Origin of the sequence: Microbulbifer sp. NBRC 101763, from assembly GCF_040371615.1 — a bacterium.
In the GTDB taxonomy this organism is placed as follows: Bacteria; Pseudomonadota; Gammaproteobacteria; order Pseudomonadales; family Cellvibrionaceae; genus Microbulbifer; species Microbulbifer variabilis.
On sequence record NZ_BAABQV010000007.1, the window covers coordinates 1 to 15657 of the forward strand.

General features: G+C 45.6%; 21 protein-coding genes. 17 read left to right on the forward strand and 4 right to left on the reverse strand.

The window, feature by feature from the left end; genetic code table 11:
- The first annotated feature begins 562 nt into the window (after nt 1-562).
- The 4 genes from ABWV76_RS17360 (at nt 563) to ABWV76_RS17375 (ending at nt 2575) form a co-directional block, all read left to right on the forward strand.
- On the forward strand, nt 563-1129 hold the full coding sequence (locus ABWV76_RS17360; protein ID WP_282951338.1) for a hypothetical protein: 567 nt from the start codon (nt 563-565) through the stop codon (nt 1127-1129).
- 83 nt (nt 1130-1212) lie between these two features.
- The gene (locus ABWV76_RS17365) at nt 1213-1461 is read left to right on the forward strand and encodes a hypothetical protein (protein ID WP_353376763.1); all 249 of its coding nucleotides are present in this window, start codon (nt 1213-1215) and stop codon (nt 1459-1461) included.
- A gap of 106 nt (nt 1462-1567) precedes the next feature.
- On the forward strand, nt 1568-2146 hold the full coding sequence (locus ABWV76_RS17370) for a hypothetical protein (RefSeq protein WP_353376764.1): 579 nt from the start codon (nt 1568-1570) through the stop codon (nt 2144-2146).
- A gap of 87 nt (nt 2147-2233) precedes the next feature.
- Nucleotides 2234-2575: a hypothetical protein gene (locus ABWV76_RS17375; protein WP_020412340.1), complete on the forward strand. Its 342-nt coding sequence runs from the start codon at nt 2234-2236 to the stop codon at nt 2573-2575.
- 286 nt (nt 2576-2861) lie between these two features.
- Here the strand turns inward: ABWV76_RS17375 and ABWV76_RS17380 are convergent, their stop codons facing one another.
- Nucleotides 2862-2987, reverse strand: coding sequence for a hypothetical protein (locus ABWV76_RS17380; protein WP_353376765.1), 126 nt, complete (start codon nt 2985-2987; stop codon nt 2862-2864).
- 41 nt (nt 2988-3028) lie between these two features.
- Here ABWV76_RS17380 and ABWV76_RS17385 point away from each other — a divergent pair, with 41 nt between their 5' ends.
- From ABWV76_RS17385 to ABWV76_RS17435, 11 genes are all read left to right on the forward strand, one after another.
- Nucleotides 3029-3355 (forward strand): hypothetical protein, encoded by a 327-nt coding sequence (locus ABWV76_RS17385; RefSeq protein ID WP_353376766.1) that lies wholly within the window; start codon nt 3029-3031, stop codon nt 3353-3355.
- 42 nt (nt 3356-3397) lie between these two features.
- Nucleotides 3398-3667: a hypothetical protein gene (locus ABWV76_RS17390; RefSeq protein WP_353376767.1), complete on the forward strand. Its 270-nt coding sequence runs from the start codon at nt 3398-3400 to the stop codon at nt 3665-3667.
- A 98-nt stretch (nt 3668-3765) separates the two neighbouring features.
- On the forward strand, nt 3766-4104 hold the full coding sequence (locus tag ABWV76_RS17395; RefSeq protein WP_353376768.1) for a hypothetical protein: 339 nt from the start codon (nt 3766-3768) through the stop codon (nt 4102-4104).
- A gap of 38 nt (nt 4105-4142) precedes the next feature.
- Nucleotides 4143-4538, forward strand: coding sequence for a hypothetical protein (locus ABWV76_RS17400; protein WP_353376769.1), 396 nt, complete (start codon nt 4143-4145; stop codon nt 4536-4538).
- A 112-nt stretch (nt 4539-4650) separates the two neighbouring features.
- On the forward strand, nt 4651-5163 hold the full coding sequence (locus ABWV76_RS17405; protein ID WP_353376770.1) for an HAD family hydrolase: 513 nt from the start codon (nt 4651-4653) through the stop codon (nt 5161-5163).
- Nucleotides 5164-5237: 74 nt separating this feature from the next.
- The gene (locus ABWV76_RS17410; protein ID WP_353376771.1) at nt 5238-5780 is read left to right on the forward strand and encodes a hypothetical protein; all 543 of its coding nucleotides are present in this window, start codon (nt 5238-5240) and stop codon (nt 5778-5780) included.
- Nucleotides 5781-5847: 67 nt separating this feature from the next.
- Complete coding sequence (locus ABWV76_RS17415; protein ID WP_353376773.1) at nt 5848-6180, forward strand: hypothetical protein; 333 nt, start codon at nt 5848-5850, stop codon at nt 6178-6180.
- 46 nt (nt 6181-6226) lie between these two features.
- Complete coding sequence (locus ABWV76_RS17420; RefSeq protein WP_353376774.1) at nt 6227-6490, forward strand: hypothetical protein; 264 nt, start codon at nt 6227-6229, stop codon at nt 6488-6490.
- A gap of 510 nt (nt 6491-7000) precedes the next feature.
- Nucleotides 7001-7399 carry a hypothetical protein gene (locus tag ABWV76_RS17425; RefSeq protein ID WP_353376775.1) on the forward strand — a complete coding sequence of 133 codons (399 nt, stop codon included), beginning with the start codon at nt 7001-7003 and terminating at the stop codon, nt 7397-7399.
- A 727-nt stretch (nt 7400-8126) separates the two neighbouring features.
- Nucleotides 8127-8726, forward strand: a complete 600-nt coding sequence (locus ABWV76_RS17430) for a hypothetical protein (RefSeq protein WP_020412332.1) — start codon at nt 8127-8129, stop codon at nt 8724-8726.
- Between the two features lie 95 nt (nt 8727-8821).
- Nucleotides 8822-9325: a GNAT family N-acetyltransferase gene (locus ABWV76_RS17435; RefSeq protein WP_353376776.1), complete on the forward strand. Its 504-nt coding sequence runs from the start codon at nt 8822-8824 to the stop codon at nt 9323-9325.
- A 440-nt stretch (nt 9326-9765) separates the two neighbouring features.
- Here the strand turns inward: ABWV76_RS17435 and ABWV76_RS17440 are convergent, their stop codons facing one another.
- A complete protein-coding gene (locus tag ABWV76_RS17440; protein ID WP_157533383.1) occupies nt 9766-9927 on the reverse strand; it encodes a hypothetical protein in 162 nt (53 codons plus the stop codon).
- A gap of 406 nt (nt 9928-10333) precedes the next feature.
- Here ABWV76_RS17440 and ABWV76_RS17445 point away from each other — a divergent pair, with 406 nt between their 5' ends.
- Both ABWV76_RS17445 and ABWV76_RS17450 read left to right on the forward strand, forming a co-directional pair.
- Nucleotides 10334-11014 carry a DUF6629 family protein gene (locus tag ABWV76_RS17445; protein ID WP_353376777.1) on the forward strand — a complete coding sequence of 227 codons (681 nt, stop codon included), beginning with the start codon at nt 10334-10336 and terminating at the stop codon, nt 11012-11014.
- Between the two features lie 583 nt (nt 11015-11597).
- Nucleotides 11598-12704 (forward strand): ABC transporter ATP-binding protein, encoded by a 1107-nt coding sequence (locus ABWV76_RS17450; RefSeq protein ID WP_353376778.1) that lies wholly within the window; start codon nt 11598-11600, stop codon nt 12702-12704.
- A gap of 6 nt (nt 12705-12710) precedes the next feature.
- On the opposite strand, the gene ABWV76_RS17455 is transcribed toward ABWV76_RS17450, so the two are convergent.
- Both ABWV76_RS17455 and ABWV76_RS17460 read right to left on the reverse strand, forming a co-directional pair.
- Nucleotides 12711-14396 (reverse strand): ABC transporter permease, encoded by a 1686-nt coding sequence (locus ABWV76_RS17455; protein WP_353376780.1) that lies wholly within the window; start codon nt 14394-14396, stop codon nt 12711-12713.
- A 121-nt stretch (nt 14397-14517) separates the two neighbouring features.
- A complete protein-coding gene (locus tag ABWV76_RS17460) occupies nt 14518-15549 on the reverse strand; it encodes a Fe(3+) ABC transporter substrate-binding protein (protein ID WP_353376781.1) in 1032 nt (343 codons plus the stop codon).
- Nucleotides 15550-15657 lie beyond the last annotated feature (108 nt).

Consider the following 15657-nt stretch of genomic DNA (forward strand, 5'->3'; position numbering starts at 1 on the left):
GAGTACGGCATTCCTTGGCTTAATCAGTGTTCGTGCTTCGATGGCGCAAAAGCAGAATACGTTTTACCGAACCGCGTCATGACAAAGCACCAGAGGGAGGCCCTAGATGAGTACTTTGCCTAACAAGGCCAGCCAGAGGGACCAAAAAACCGCCGCTTCGCTCTGGTTTTTCGGCCCCTGCTGGCGGCGTTATGTGTAGTAGAGATATATGGGAATATTTGAAGTATTCATGATCGTTTTCATTCCGGCTGGCACTCTGTTGTTGAATGCCTGGCGGAAGAATATGAACGGTACAAAAAGGTGGCCGCAACTTGCATACCTATTTGTTTCATTGGCGATGGCTGGTTCGCCTTTGATTTATATACGCAGCATAGAGCCAAACCACACAGCACTTGCGGTTGTATTAGCAGGAGTAGCGTTTTTTTGGTTCGCAATAGTTGGGGGTCGTAGCGCAAACACATAACAAGTTTGTCAACGATCGCCCTTCGGGCTGGACAGCTTTAAGCGCTGCTTCGCAGCAAAGCTGCCCGTTACAAAGGCGTTAAGTGCACAAGAGGTGTGTGTGAAATACCTAGTCGTGTCTTTTATTGTCTTGCTTAGTGGTTGTGTCGTTGTCCACGACAAAACTAATGAGGCAATAGCAGAAGCCTTCATTGGTTCATATTTTGCGCTCGTCAAAGATGGCTACTTGTATGAAGGCCGGTGCGCCGATGTAAATGCGGGTATCCAATCGACAGAATGGTGCACTGCTGTCCAAGCTTTTAACTCTGGGAACGAATATTCAACTACACCTAAAGACTATCAGCAATACCTTGCTTCAAAGGCCTCATGGGATCAAAGGCTATTCACGAAGCTAGCATTCGAGAAGCAACGCACAATCATTAAGGCTATACCCAAGGGCACTGTATTCAAAATGACTAGGTTGGTTCAATATCCTTGGGGGTCCAACGGCTACTATTGGGCTATTCGAGCCGAGATAGTTTCAGGGGATAATAAAGGTTTAGAAATAGAGCTCCCCACTAATTCTGTACTGGCCTTCCCTACATGGCTAAGTACTAGGGGCACAACAAATCCCCCGGAGTTTGATAGTCAATACATGAAAATCTGTGCAAATGAAAAGTGCACTTAACAAACGCAAGCACGAGGAACAATTTTCCGCTCCTTCGTCGCTACAAATTGTCCCGTGTTGCGGGCGTTATACGGATACTACCTATGGATAGAGAACTAGCTGAAAAAACAAGCTTGCTTGCACTTAAAATAGGGGCTGCAATGGATAATAATCTTGCTCTTATTAAGGATGGATGCTCTGAACAAGAGTTTAAAAACTACCAGCAAGCCACAGGAAAAGTGATGGGTGAACTACTTACTAGCTTCATGAACCCCATCTACGAGCAACACCCGAGCTTGAAGCCCAAGGAAATGGGTGGAGAATATGAAGTTGATCCCAAAATCTACAAATAGCCAGGATATAACAAGTTTATTAAACATCGTTGCAGCCAGAAAACGGCTGCAACTGGACGCGCTGAAAAACGCACGCCGTTTATAAAGGCGTTAGCTGCGCGTAAATATGAACATCAAAGAATTATCAGAGAAGCTATACGAAGATCTTAACGGTCGAATCACCGCCGTAGATTATTCAGATGATTTAATAATCGATTTCCAGTGTGATGATTGGAACGACTATGATGTTACGCGCTATTTCAAGATTACGTGTCATGGAGTAACAGAAAGCGAAGTGCGGCCTTCTGTGTCTGGCGAGATCGAATTTACGGATTCTCACCAGTTACTATGGAATCACAATGAGCCTCATGGGTATCTTTATTACTCCTCACAGCCAGAAAATAGGTATGAAATACTAGGGCGAGTTTGGGAGGCTCATGAAAAACTATTTGGTGGCTGGCGTCCCCTTACTGACTTTGCCAATACATATAACGCAGGCCAGTTCATAGAGTTCTGTAAAGGCTCTAATGGGCAACTAGCGCAGGGGCCAAAACCGCTAATGGAGCTTTATCAAAGTGCAGTTGGTAATCACATTAAAACTAATTTTATTCCCTCATATAATCCTGAGGGTGGGTGCAAGGCATTGGTGTTTGATACATGCTTTGTAGTATGTAAATCCGTAGCTGTGGTAGAGGTCCGCAGCTAACAAGTGCAGGCTAGGGACGCAAAAATCGCCGCTTCGCTCTGGTTTTTCCGCCCCAGCTGCAAGCGTTAACTGTTGTAAGAGACAAATGTGATATCTGATAAATTCAATAGAATTGAAAATCCAGACTGGGAGCCTGATGTTCTTGTGCAGATATGTCTTTCCGGTAAAGATATCATCGTAAAGAATGGATACCGACCTCATTACAGGGTTAAAGCCGACTACCTCACGACTACAATTCATTGGTTTATTGATGCGGGGATTGCGGAACCTAACAGGCGCACTCTAGCGTTTGTTAAATTCATCACGCCAGAGGCATACCCAAAATGCCTAGAGACTGGTGCTCATCTGGAGGTTCGAGAAGGCTCAAGAGTAGTTGGCCATGCTGAGATACAGGAAATATATAATGAGCAATTACGCAAAGGCAGCTAACAATTACAGGCATGTTGCTACGGCCCTTCGGTCCTTCGCGAGACGGCCTACGTTGCGCTCTGGCCGCCCGTGCTGTGGTCGTTAAATTTGCGGTCGAGTGATTACGAAAAATCAAAAAGGAGAACGCATTGAAGTTGATAAAAAGGTGGGGGCTGACACTGCTATGTTTCTTTGTTGCAATTGCATGCTATGTATTTGGTATTCCGGCAGGCGGCGCAATTTTCCTGGTTCTAGGTATAATTTTTGAAGGCATATTTTGGATGCGACTTTTTAAGCGTAAATCTCACTAAGTATAGAGCTGCTTATAATGGGCACCGTGCCAATCAAACTTAACCAGGCGCTGCACCGGACGGTCAATGCTATGCACCTTTGTGCTGGCCGCTTCGCTCCCATTTTCGCGCAAGACGCGCATAAGGTAAGCCGCCCCAGCTGTGGATGTTAAATTCTTGAGTCATGCAGAAAGATATCGAGTATAGAGAAAAAGAATTCATGGTCTTACTCGAAGAAGAGTATGGCTATAAGCATTGGTTCTGGTTTCCTCAAATGACACCATTTGAATTGGAAGCATGGTGGAAAAAACTAGAGACAGTAGATCCCTATTTTATGACTCCTGAACCATTACCGGGTGATGTCATATTCGCAGAGGACATGGAACACTGGTATTCATTGCAAGAAAAAGGAAAGCACTATCAAGCGCACATACACTGTGACGACGATAGCTGGCTAATGAGATCGTTAGAAAAGTATGTTTATCATATGGGCTATGAAGGCGAAAAATAACGAACTTAACAAGCGCAGGAAATCGGACAGGCTAAAGTGTCTATGCACCCAGAACTGAGAGATGCTCTTCAAAAACTAGCTACGGCAATTGGTTATGTATTTTTGCCGATAGCAATACCGGTTTTGGCTGTAATATATAAGTCTTGGCTGGTACTCATAGCCGGACTATTTTTATATGGCATATCTATTTATGCCATAGCTAAATATTCAGCCAGAGCCAGTGATAAGAAGGGCTTTAGCATTAAACAAGTAGCTTTTAGTTGTTTAGTTATTGTCGGCATAGTCCTGGCAAATTACTACTACAACACTTAACAAGTTGCTGTAGTATGTTGCGGCCCAAAAGACGGGCCTCCACGGGACGCGCAAAAAGTGCGCACCCCTAAGCAAGGCGTTAGCTTTACGAGTAGCCAATGAAGCATTGCATCATAGAAAGGGATGGGGGAAGGATATCGGTTGATGAATGGCGTGAAGTTGTGAGTGGAGAGCCGAACTTTCTAGTCACCGATAAACTGATTCAGCAAAACCCATTTACAAAAGAGTTTCTAGAAATTGAGATTCCGGGGTCTGGTTACTGGGTTCCAAGCTCTATGAACTTAGAGCGATTTCCTTACGATGGGAAAGTTTGCTTTCATTTTACTGAGCATGGGGTTCGTTTTATTCAGTATGAAAATCCCTTTGACTCTGTGCTCACTGGAATTGCTAGGAAGCTAGGTGCGCGAGTTAAGCTCAAGAGCGTAGATCAAAGTTAACAATCACAGGCAGCGAGGCTTGGCGTTAGGCATAAATCATGGACCCATACAAAATTCCAGAATCAGATTTAAATACAGATACGAAAGTGATGCCAAAAACAATATATTTTGCATTTGGGTTTATTGTGCTTAGCTTTATGATCTTTCTAATTGAAGAGCTGACCTATGCCTCGGAAGAAGGGCCCTACGATATATATAACTATCTATTTATCCCGGTTTGGGCCGGAATTCTATATTGGGTTTCAAGCTCAATCCGAACTAGAAGTGACAATCCGAAGAATACATTTCTAATTCTGGCATTATTGGTTGCAGGTATGAGTATTTATACCCCTTTAGAGGAGTATTCTATATACACGGGTATAGGGGAGGCAGTGTGTTTTCTTTTCGTGTTTCTACTGCTAAATGCAAAAGAGTCAAAGGAATGGTTTTCTTAAATGTCTAACAATACAATCAACGCCCGGCCGCAAGTGGCCTCGGACCTCCGTTCCGGCGCTTCGCGCCGGCACTGCGGCCCATTATCGTAGGCGTTATATTTATTAGGGCACTATGAGCAGGCAACTAGTTGTTCTTGACTTGGATGAAACACTAATTCACTCATGCCATGAATGGATTGGTAAGAAACCAAGTTTTTCTATATCAAATGCGATGGTGCATATAAGGCCCGGAGCCGAGAGACTCCTTGCAGAATTGTCCGAGCATTTCGTTTTAGCGGTTTGGACAGCGTCTTATGGCCTGTATACTCAGGATATCGTTAAAAGACTTTTTGGTGGTGTAGATAACCTAGAGTTTCTTTTGACTAGGGAAGATTGCGCTCAAATAACTGAAAATGACGGTTATGATGCGCTTGTCAAAGATACAAGAAAAATCGTTGAGCTAGGTTGGAGCTACGAAAATTTTATAGTCATTGATGATAAGCCACATCTGGTGAAGTCTGAATACAATAATGTGATTGAAGTTAAACCATACTACGGCAGTACCATTGATGAAGAGCTTTTCACTTTGGCAGATCAAATTGTGTCGCTAAAGGGTAGCAACCTAAAGAATGCGGCGAAAATATAATAAACGCGTGCATTTGACCTCCGATGCGCTGCGGCAAATGACGCGGGCGTTATGTTTACTAAGAACTATTTTTTATGCATCAAAAATTAGTTTTACTATTGCCTGCGTTGCTGGCAGGTTGCATCACCTCCATGGATATGGGCGAGGCCCCTGAAGCAATGCATTTAATCGGGCAGTGCTTCGAATTCAAGAAGAATGCATTCATTTACGAAGGGCGATGTGCTGACTTAACTGGATTTAATGAAAATAGCGAACTATGTAATAGTGTGCAGGCGGTAGGACAAGGTGGATTTCCGTCTAGCTGGACTGTTTATCTTGAAAATCGTGAAGCATTTGATAAAAAACAATTCGATAAGCTCCTATTTGAAAAACAGAGGACTATGCTATTTGAGGTTCCGTCAGGCACTCAGATTACCATCTCAAGAGTAGTTCACCATGGGTGGGGAACAATTGGGAGATATTGGGCTGTTCGGGGGAGCATAACCTCAGGTGGTACGGAAATGGAAATCGAACTACCATCTTTCTCCCTAGTCCACCCTAGCCCTTACTGGATAAATGGAAAAGAAGAAAATGTCCCAAAACCTGACGCTAAGTACCTAGTACCGTGCCAGCCATAAACATAACAATTGCGCAAGCGGGACAAGGTGCTGCGCCCTTCGCCCCTCCGCAAGGCGTTAGGTGATTATGAGTACAGAAGGAATAGCCTTAGTTAGCTACGTATTATTCTTGCTATCCAGTGTCGCTGGGTTAGGATTTGGAATCGCTGGTTTTTTCTATATCTTTGAAGCGAACAAGAACATGAGGGAAAATCGAAAATGGGGAGCGGCGCTCCCATTTGCGGTCTTCATGCCTTCTTTGTTTACTGATCTAGGTAACAAAAATAGAGTAAATGCCCTTAGATGTATCGGCTGCTTTCTAGTGTGCGTAGCAATTACAGGTGCAGCGGGTGTATGGAATCACTATTTATCGGCAAGTGAAAATGGTACGCAAAGCTCTGCGCAAGCATCAATCACCTAACAAACGCAAGCAGGGTGCTACGGCCCTTCGGGCCTCAGCGGGCGTTATGAGTAATTTAATGAAGAACATACTATTTCTGTCACTGACTTTATTTTGTAGCGCGACATTCGCAGAGAATAAGTCCGTTACAGTTTTTGATGGTGAGTTCAAAAAAATAAATGAGCTAACTCAGCCAAAAGATATTGAAGCCTTTTACTCATTGTGGCAAACCAAGGTTGCGTCTGACAAAAAGATACGAATGGATTGGTCAAAGGGCTTTAAACTGGTGGCAACGATTCTGGGCGTTGGCTGTATCGTGGCGGATGGTTAATGCCATTAGCTAAATCTGCATCAGTAGGTCTTTATCAAATAAAAAACTATAAGCAATTCGAGTTGGTACTAGGAATCACTCATAACAAGTCAATGGTGCATCGCCCAAGCGAGCTTGGGCTGGACTCACTAACGCTCGCCGCACATTGAGGCGTTAAATTTCATGAAAAAAATAGCTCTCCTAGTTGCTTTAGCAATTTACCTACTGGGATATGTTGAGATCAGGCGTAGTGACATTCTCGTACATGCGACTGGTTACAAATCAGAGGTAGGGACTGGTAAGAAGATATATCAGCATAGTGTGCGCAGAGGGGACTTTGTTGGTTCACTTCAGCCATTCGCTGCCGGGGTAGGACAAGTTGCAGTATGGGTATATGGCCCCCTGCGGTACATCGAGCTTCTTTATTGGCATGTTTCAGAGCCGATTGGCTCGGAGTGGCCTTATGGACGTTAAAAAATTTAATAATACTGAGCACACGACAAGCGCGTGTCAGCAACGTTAAGCATAAGTATGAACAAATATCTTTGGGTTCTGATAGCGTTTATTTTCTTACTATCGATTTACAATTGGTACGAAGAAGGCTATTTCAACTTTTGGGGCTTTTGCGTAGCTAACCTTGGTGCTGTAGCTGCGCCAATATTGGCCAATCTGATCTTACAAGGTGTTTCTAAATTTTCCAGTTTTCCCCAGCTACCTTTCAAGCTTGTAGCTATCTTTTCTGTAGCCTTAAGCATGGTTGCTTATACCTACTACACCTTGAACGGTCGCGCTGAAAACTCAGACACATCAGCGACACAAATACATGTTATCGTCGCACCAATAGTGCTCTTGCTTTTCACTCTACCTGCAGAGTTAATGGCCTTGGTGATATGCAGTATGTTAAAACTTGCTGAGCGAAAAAATGCTTAAAAAATACAGGCAGGTTGCTCCGGCCCTTCGCCTTCGGGCCTGCGCGGGACGGCCTACACTACGTTTCTGCCGCTCCTGCTGTGGGCGTTATTGATAAGAGCATGGTAGCTATAAGTGTTTAAATGGCGAGAAAAGCAGTCAAAGGGCTTGGAAAGAACTGGAAGGATTGGAAGAGGAAAATTCACAAGGAATTTTACTCTTTTGTATGGCACTTTTATGTTTATTTACATGCCTCTCTATTCTCATATAGATAGACGGGTTTCAGAGTACCGTCTCTAGTAGAAATCTAGATGGTGAGAAGCATCATCGTCAATGCTATTCGGGCTCAAAGCCCACATGACTGTTCGAATTATGCCTAGTGAGTGCCTGTCACGTTCCTACTTGCTATCGGTCTTTATGAACCGGCTCTGCAACGAACTGTGGTAAACAAAGCCTTCGGTAGCTGCCGAAGGTGGATCTCAATTTACCCATTGGAGAAAAGGATTTTCAACATCAGAATCGGGCAAGAACAACCAAACAAGGGCAGACAACGGACCTCCGGTAACTGTCACCTTTTTTGCTGAGCACAAAAAGCGCCAGTTACTTCCGGTGGGTGATGGCGGCGTGAGACGGAACCTGATGAATTGGACTAATCGGCCACCAGCTAATAACTTTAGACGGATTGTATTGGAACGATAGTTACACCTAAAAGCAAAAGTCGGGCATAGAAAATACGAGGCATGTAATTATGAATTTTACTAATAAACAAACTGTCCAAATCACATCATATCTGCTGTTGGTACTGGCGCTTACGCAGACAGTTTATACTGCTCTCTACATTGCTGAGATTAACGCCCCGCGGCAAATTCTCTGGGGGCTCGAAGCCTTACTCTTCACTATTCTCTCAGCATTTGCCGGAGCCGCGATGGTGCAAGCTAGTAACTATCAAGTTGGATGGTCCGCTATTGCGTTCAGCGCAGTACTGAATGTAGTCCAGGTTAGTATTGGTCTTACTATGTTCGGACCATTTCGCGAAGCCGCTAGTCAACTTGACGTGCTTGGAACTACGGCAGGAGCAGTTGTAGCCTTGTCCTTCATGATCTATTACGCAGCAAAGCTCTTGTTAGGATTTGCTGCACTCATTTTTGGAATAGCCAAAATGCATGGGAATAGCAAGGCATTGGGAGGTGTGACTGCATTAGTTGGCGCTGTTGCCATATTCGCTAATGCAATTTTGATTGCGTTTGGACGAGATGCCTTTTTGCCCTCTGCTATTGCTGGAGGATCTGGCGTTATTGCAACCTTGCTTTTAGCGCTCTGTCTGATTAACTTTGTCCGCGAAAACTAATGTGCGATATTTACTCTAACAAGTTTAGGCAACGGATCAAAAATCCTGGCGCCTTTTCGGCCCGCTGCTAAAGGCGTTAAACTGAAGGGAAAATTATGATACCAATAATAGAGACCGAAAGGCTCAGATTAGTTCCGCCAAGCGAAGAGTGCTTTGAAGTATATGAGGAATTTTATACAGATAAAGAAGCATCAAAAATGTATGGCGGGCCTATTAAAAAAGAACAAGTTTGGTCTAGATTGAAAGCCGATCTAGGATCATGGCATTTACTTGGCTTTGGTGTTTGGGCCATCCAATTAAAATCAGATAATAGCTATATTGGAACGTGTGGTTTTTGGCAGGGTAAAGACTGGCCTAGAGAACTTACTTGGTGGGTAACACCTGAAGGGCGAGGAAAAGGTATAGCTACAGAAGCATCTAATGCAGCTTTGTTGCACGCTTATAATGAGTTCAAATGGAATATAGTAGAAACCTATATGGATGATGAGAATATTGCTGCACGTGCCCTAGTAGAAAGGCTAGGCGGAAAAAAAACTAGGCGGGTACAGTTTAATGACGGTTTGAGTAGAGATATCTACGCATTACCTAAACCAGCCTAAAAAACCAATTAATCCGATCTCTATACGCTACGCCTCTTTTTTCACCTTATTAGAGTGTTGGAAGTCATCTATAAATAACCTAAATATCAAGATGACTTTTCTAATTTTATTGTTGTCGGCTATTTCCGTGGCATGCAACTAAGTTACTTGGGGTTACCAAAGTACAAAACGAGGCCATTTTGAACGCTCTAGTCGTTCGAGTATGACCAGTAATCCGGGAAAACTGTGACTCGAATGGCAGTGAGTGTCCGCCTTTACCACAACATCCAAAATGAGCCGTAAATTCACGATCATAAAAGTGTGACAAGGACGCCCAGGTTTATGGGGTTATCAACTTTGACTGCCGGTTCTTGTTTACCGCGGGTAGGTTTAACCGTGGTATCCACGTCTAAAATCCAAGTTGTCGTTGATAGGAGACGATAACTCTCAAGTAAATGTTGCTACAACAAATCTTTAGCGAGCTTTTCTGCCAGTTTGAGCAAGACGCGACGGACTGAGCCATCGCTAACCACATTAGTCATACTCAATAGCTCCGTTGTCGCGGGATCAGTGGCGATCCAAGCTAAACGCGCGTAACGCGTTTGACCAGATAGTACCGACATACCCCAAATACATTGAATTTAGTGGGAGCATTATTACCTTAATATGCAACGGGCGATCCTCAATTCAAGGGTCAAAACGGTGGCCAGCGTTTATAACTGAATAAAGAACGACTACTGACCGAGCGGCATCGCATTGGCTTGTTACCCTCATGCGACATAGACTTTGTCTGTATAAGTATCGATTTCCGTGGGCAATTTTGATGCATCTTTGTTGATGTTTTCAGATTCACTCACTGGAAGAATTGAAAGAACTGAACTTGATATAGTCTTCACAGATCAACTCCAAAGTTTAGTACAAATTAGCGAAGTTATACTGATTTTCCAGGTTAAGGCTATTGTTATGTTGTAGATTAAGTCATAAGACCCTGGCTTAAAATACATTATTCTACATATAGAGAATATCCTTATGTGTTTTTCAGCCACAGCATCATTCGGATCAGCAGCGCTGCTTCTTGTCGGCGGTACTTTGTGTATAAGACACGCTATAAAAAATGATAAAACCTATTTGTTGCTCGCGATTACCCCTATTCTTTTTGCGCTACAACAAGTGAGTGAAGGCGTGGTATGGATTGGACACAACGGAAACTTAACCTCACTGACAACAGCATCTTCTATTTTCTTTTTATTTTTTGCTCTACTTTTTTGGCTTGCCTGGATACCAATCGTAGCCTTTAGCCTTGAAACAAAAAGATGGAAAAGGATTTTTTTTATTATATTAATTATGGTAGGTTTTATTTTTGGCTTATACCTTTGGATACCGGTCCTATTAGAAACAGGGCCAAGACACTTAATAAAAACGAGTGTATGTGGGCATAGCCTATGTTATATCATGTCCGATGACAGCTTATTCTCCATTACAGCAGGACATATTATTTATTCTTCACTTGGTTTCTTATTTCTATTATCGAGCAATCGAATTTTTAGAAAGTTTTGGGCACTTGTCATGCTACTCGGTGTTATCGTCTACTTTACTCAGCGTGAAACATGGGTATCAACCTGGTGTTTCTTTGCTGCAATATCGACCTTATGGATTTACTTTCTATTAATAAATGATCATAAAGCAAAGATTAAAAAACAAGCTTCATGACTATAGTGGCAAAGTTAATTTGGCCACAGCGCTAAAGGTAGAACTTACCCACGTTTAGTAGATACCTTGTATAGTTAGGTTTCGGCCTAAAACGGAAGTGTGGCATAGACCAGAGGAAAACTCAGGCGTATACGGAGCTTTGATTAGCCTCTTCAAAAAGTTTTACTCCAGTTTTCCTCACTTCAAAAGCGAATTCCAATCATCACATCGACCTCAGTATTGATGAGCGTCCAGTGAAGATATCCCTCCCTGAAAAATTCAATGTAAGTGATGTATTATTATCTCCGCTCGAAATCACTTGTAGCCCAATACACGACTAAATACCTAGGCTGATGGTATAATCTGAATTGGACCAGCTTATTTTACAATTAGATGTCGATACTATTCAGCTGATCACTATGATTATGGAGTAGGCGAAATCTCAATATCCTTGAGAATGGATATATTAGCGTATGAGGTTTATGTTGAGTGTTTAAACAACCTGCCTGCTTAAAAAACACCCAACTCTACTCCGATCAAAAGAAGCGTCCGCTGTACAGCTAAAAGCATGCTTCACACTAGACTGGTTGGTTTAGTGGTAAGTATGATCAGCAACTACACTCGAAAGCTGCCCGAAGTGTTTAAAAGCCAAACTACCGGAAAACCTGTGCACCCCATACTCTCTATAGAAAACCTGCAGTGCTGCTACGGCGAGCAGGTGGTTATCGAATCAGTCTCGTTTGCTTTGCAGGCAGGGGAAATTGCCTGTTTATTGGGCCCCAGCGGCTGTGGCAAAACGACGCTGCTGCACGCCATTGCAGGTTTTCAGCCGGTTACTGAAGGGAGAATCCAGCTCTCAAAGGAGGTGATTTCCTCCCCTGAGATACAGGTTCCAGCAGAGCAGCGGAAAATAGGGGTGGTATTTCAGGACTACGCCCTCTTCCCACATCTTACCGTTGAGCAGAATATTGCCTTCGGTATCCAGTCGATGCCAAAAAACAAGCGGCAATCCCGTACTCAGTCGTTACTACGGTTAGTGCGCCTCGAAGGCTTCGGGCAACAGTACCCGCACCAACTATCCGGCGGACAGCAGCAGCGTGTCGCTCTGGCTCGAGCGCTGGCACCACGCCCCAAGTTGTTGCTTCTGGATGAACCCTTCTCCAATCTGGATACCGAGTTGCGCCGAAGTCTCGCCGCCGAAGTCCGCCATATACTACGTGAGGAAAAAATCCCCGCGATTATTGTTACCCACGACCGCCACGAGGCCTTTATTGCTGGAGACAAGCTGGGAGTACTCAGCCAAGGTCAATTACAGCAGTGGGACAGCCCACAGGATACTTATCAGAAGCCGAGGAATTTGGCGGTTGCGAGAATCGTCAGTGAAGGAAATATCATTTCCGGTACTGTTGTGGGCAATGACCTGATCAGCACCCCTCTGGGGGAAGTAAAGGTGCCGACAGCTGCGTACGAAAGTGGAGATCAGCTCGAGCTGTTTGTGCGCAGTGAGGATATTGCCGCAGGCGAACATCCCGGTGCTGTGATGGCTCAGGTTTTGGAAAAGAATTTTCTCGGTAACCAGGTAAGCTATCGCTTCCAGCTGGCCGCAGGGGATACTATCGAGGCCGCTTTGAAGGCAGATATTCAAGCGGCACCGGGCGATAAACTTCCCCTACACCTCTCCTCTGCACTGGTGTTTGACCAAGCCCAATAGAAGCTATCAAGACAAGGCGGGCGTTTCAGAGCTCGCCAGGGCTGTGCGCTCCTCACCTCTACGCCAACCAATGGAACGACTCAGCATAATCACCGGAATTAATCCCACCAGGACAATCAATAAAGCCCCCATGGCCGAGCGTTCCAACATCTCATCGGAAGCAAATTGATAAACATAGGTCGCCAGGGTGTCAAAGCCGAAGGGGCGCAGTAGCAAAGTCGCCGGCAGTTCTTTCATACAATCCACAAAGACCACCAAGCCGCCTGTGAGAAGGCCTGTACGCACCAAAGGTAAATGCACGGCCCACAGGGTTTGCCAGCTATTACGCCCCAAAGAGCGGGCAGCCCTATCCATTGATGGGGTTACCTTCTCCAGACTGGATTCTATGGCCCCCGTGGATACGGCCAGGAAGCGCACCGTGTAGGCAAAAATAATGGCAAAAATACTACCGCTTAACAGTAGCCCTATGGAGATATCGAAGTGCTCACGTAAAAAAGCGTCGACGGCATTATCAAATGCAGCCAGTGGAATCAGGACACCAATCGCCAATACCGCCCCTGGCATTGCATAACCCAGCTTGGAAAAGCCGACTAAAAGCTTCACGGGCCCTTTGGGTTGCAACCGCTTACCGTAAGCCAACAGCAAGCCCAGCAATACAGAGACCAATGCGGCTGCGATAGACAGTAACAAGCTATTGCTGGCGATCTGTATAAAATCTTCGCTCCAATAGCTGGAGAAGTTACTAAGTGCGTATCCTCCCAAAACCAGCAGGGGAATAATAAAACCCGCCACCAGCAGTAACCCGCAGAACAACAGGGCTACGCCGGCTCGCCAACCGCGCAATACATAGCGTTCACGTTGGGAATTTGGTGACTGTACAAAGTGCTTCTGTCTCGCCCGCCCCATTCGCTCCAGCGTAATTAACAGAACAACAAAAATCAGAGTGCTACAGGCAATTTGTGCTGCGCCCCCTAAATTTCCGTGGCTCAGCCAGGTATCGTAAATCCCGACACTCAAGGTGCGCACGGCAAAGAAGTCGACAGTGCCGAAGTCATTCAGGGTTTCCATCAACACCAGTGATAAACCCACTGCAATTGCCGGGCGTGCCATTGGCAGGGATACTCTCAGAAAGCTCTGCCAGGGCGTACAGCCCAATGACCGGCTCGCCGCACGTATACTGCCGCACTGCTCAATAAATGCCGCGCGTGCGAGCATATACACATAGGGGAAGAGCACCAGTGACAGCATGACAATCGCCCCACCCATACTGCGGATTTCGGGGAACCAGTAATCCCTGGCCGTCTGCCAGCCAAACCAGACGCGCAAGGACTTTTGCACAGGGCCCGCATACTCCAGCAAATCCGTATAGACGTAGGCAATCACATAGGCGGGAACAGCAAACGGCAGTAACAGCCCCCATTCGAACAAACGGCGTCCGGGGAACTGGCACATGCTCACCAGCCAGGCACTGCCCACGCCCGCCATCAGCGTTACCAAACCGACACCACCAGCCAGAATCAATGTGGAGGACACATAGTGGAGCAGCACCGTGTCTAACAGGTGCGGCCAGATATTCTCTTCAGGGAAAAATGCCAACCAAAAGATGGATAACACTGGCAGGGCCACTAGTAGGGAAATAGTAGCTATCAGTAGCAGCCAGCGGGAAGCTGATAAATTCGCTCGGTTTAGCATGGATTAAGGAATCAAAAGCTTATTATAAAAGAACGGCCCTGGTCTCTCGACAGGGCCGTTCGAATAAGGCTGAGATAGTGCTGCCAATATGCCAGACAGCAATTCCCATTAGTTGACCATTCTAAAAGTCAAAGCGCACTTCATCAACCATACGGGAAGCCGCCGGAACGTAGGAACCGATTTCTGTGAGGCTCAGATCGTCTTCCTTGAATTCACCCATATATTCCTTAATCAACCCAGACCGGGCAGTGCCGGGGCGCACCGGGAACTCAAAGTTTTTCTCAGCGTAAGTGTATTGAGCATCGGCGCCACTGAGGAATTCCAGCAGCTTAACGGCATTTTCACGGTTGGGGGCATGCTTGGTCAGCGCCGCACCGGAAATAAACATATGGGTGCCGCGATCCTTCTGGTTAGGGAAGACCAGGTTGACTGACTTGGCCCAATCCACCTGCTCCGGCTGCTCCTTATTGGTAATCATTTTGCCGAAGTAGTAGCTATTACCCAGGGAAAGGTCGCAGACACCCTCGCTGATCGCTTTTACCTGAGCCCGGTCATTGCCTTGGGGCTTACGTGCAAGGTTCGCTTTCACGCCTTGCAGCCACTGCTTGGTTTCTGCTTCACCGTGATGGGCGATCATGGAGGCGATCAGGGACAGGGTATAGGGGTGCTTGCCGCTGCGAGTACAGATTCGCCCCTTCCATTTAGGGTCTACCAGCTCTTCATAGCGAGTAATTTCACCGGGCTTAACACGGTCTTTGGAAGCGTAAATCAAACGCGCCCGGGTGGTCAGGCCGAACCAGTTGCCGGCCTCATCGCGGAATTGTGCCGGGATATTGTCTTTCAGGACTTCACTGTTTACTGGTTGGGTCAACTGCTTGTTAAGCAGGTCCATCAGGCTACTGGTATTGGAGGTGAGCACCAGATCGGCGGGGCTGTTGCGCCCTTCCCTTTGCAGTCGCTCGTTCAAGCCTTTGCTCGCGTAGACCACTTTGGTCTCAATACCGGTTTTCTCGGTGAATTCTTCCAGTATCGGCTCAATCAGAAAGGGCTGGCGGTAAGAGTAAATATTGACTTGCTCAGCGGCATTGGCACCAATGGCACCAATCAAACCAATAGTTGCAATCGCTTTTTGAAATAGAGATCTGGTAAACATGGGAGTCCTATCACCCTCGGGATAACTTGAGAAGCATTCTCATTTGGATGAATGTTAATGTCAACCTGGAACCTCTGTAACCGGCAAAGTCGCAAAATCCCTCCTATG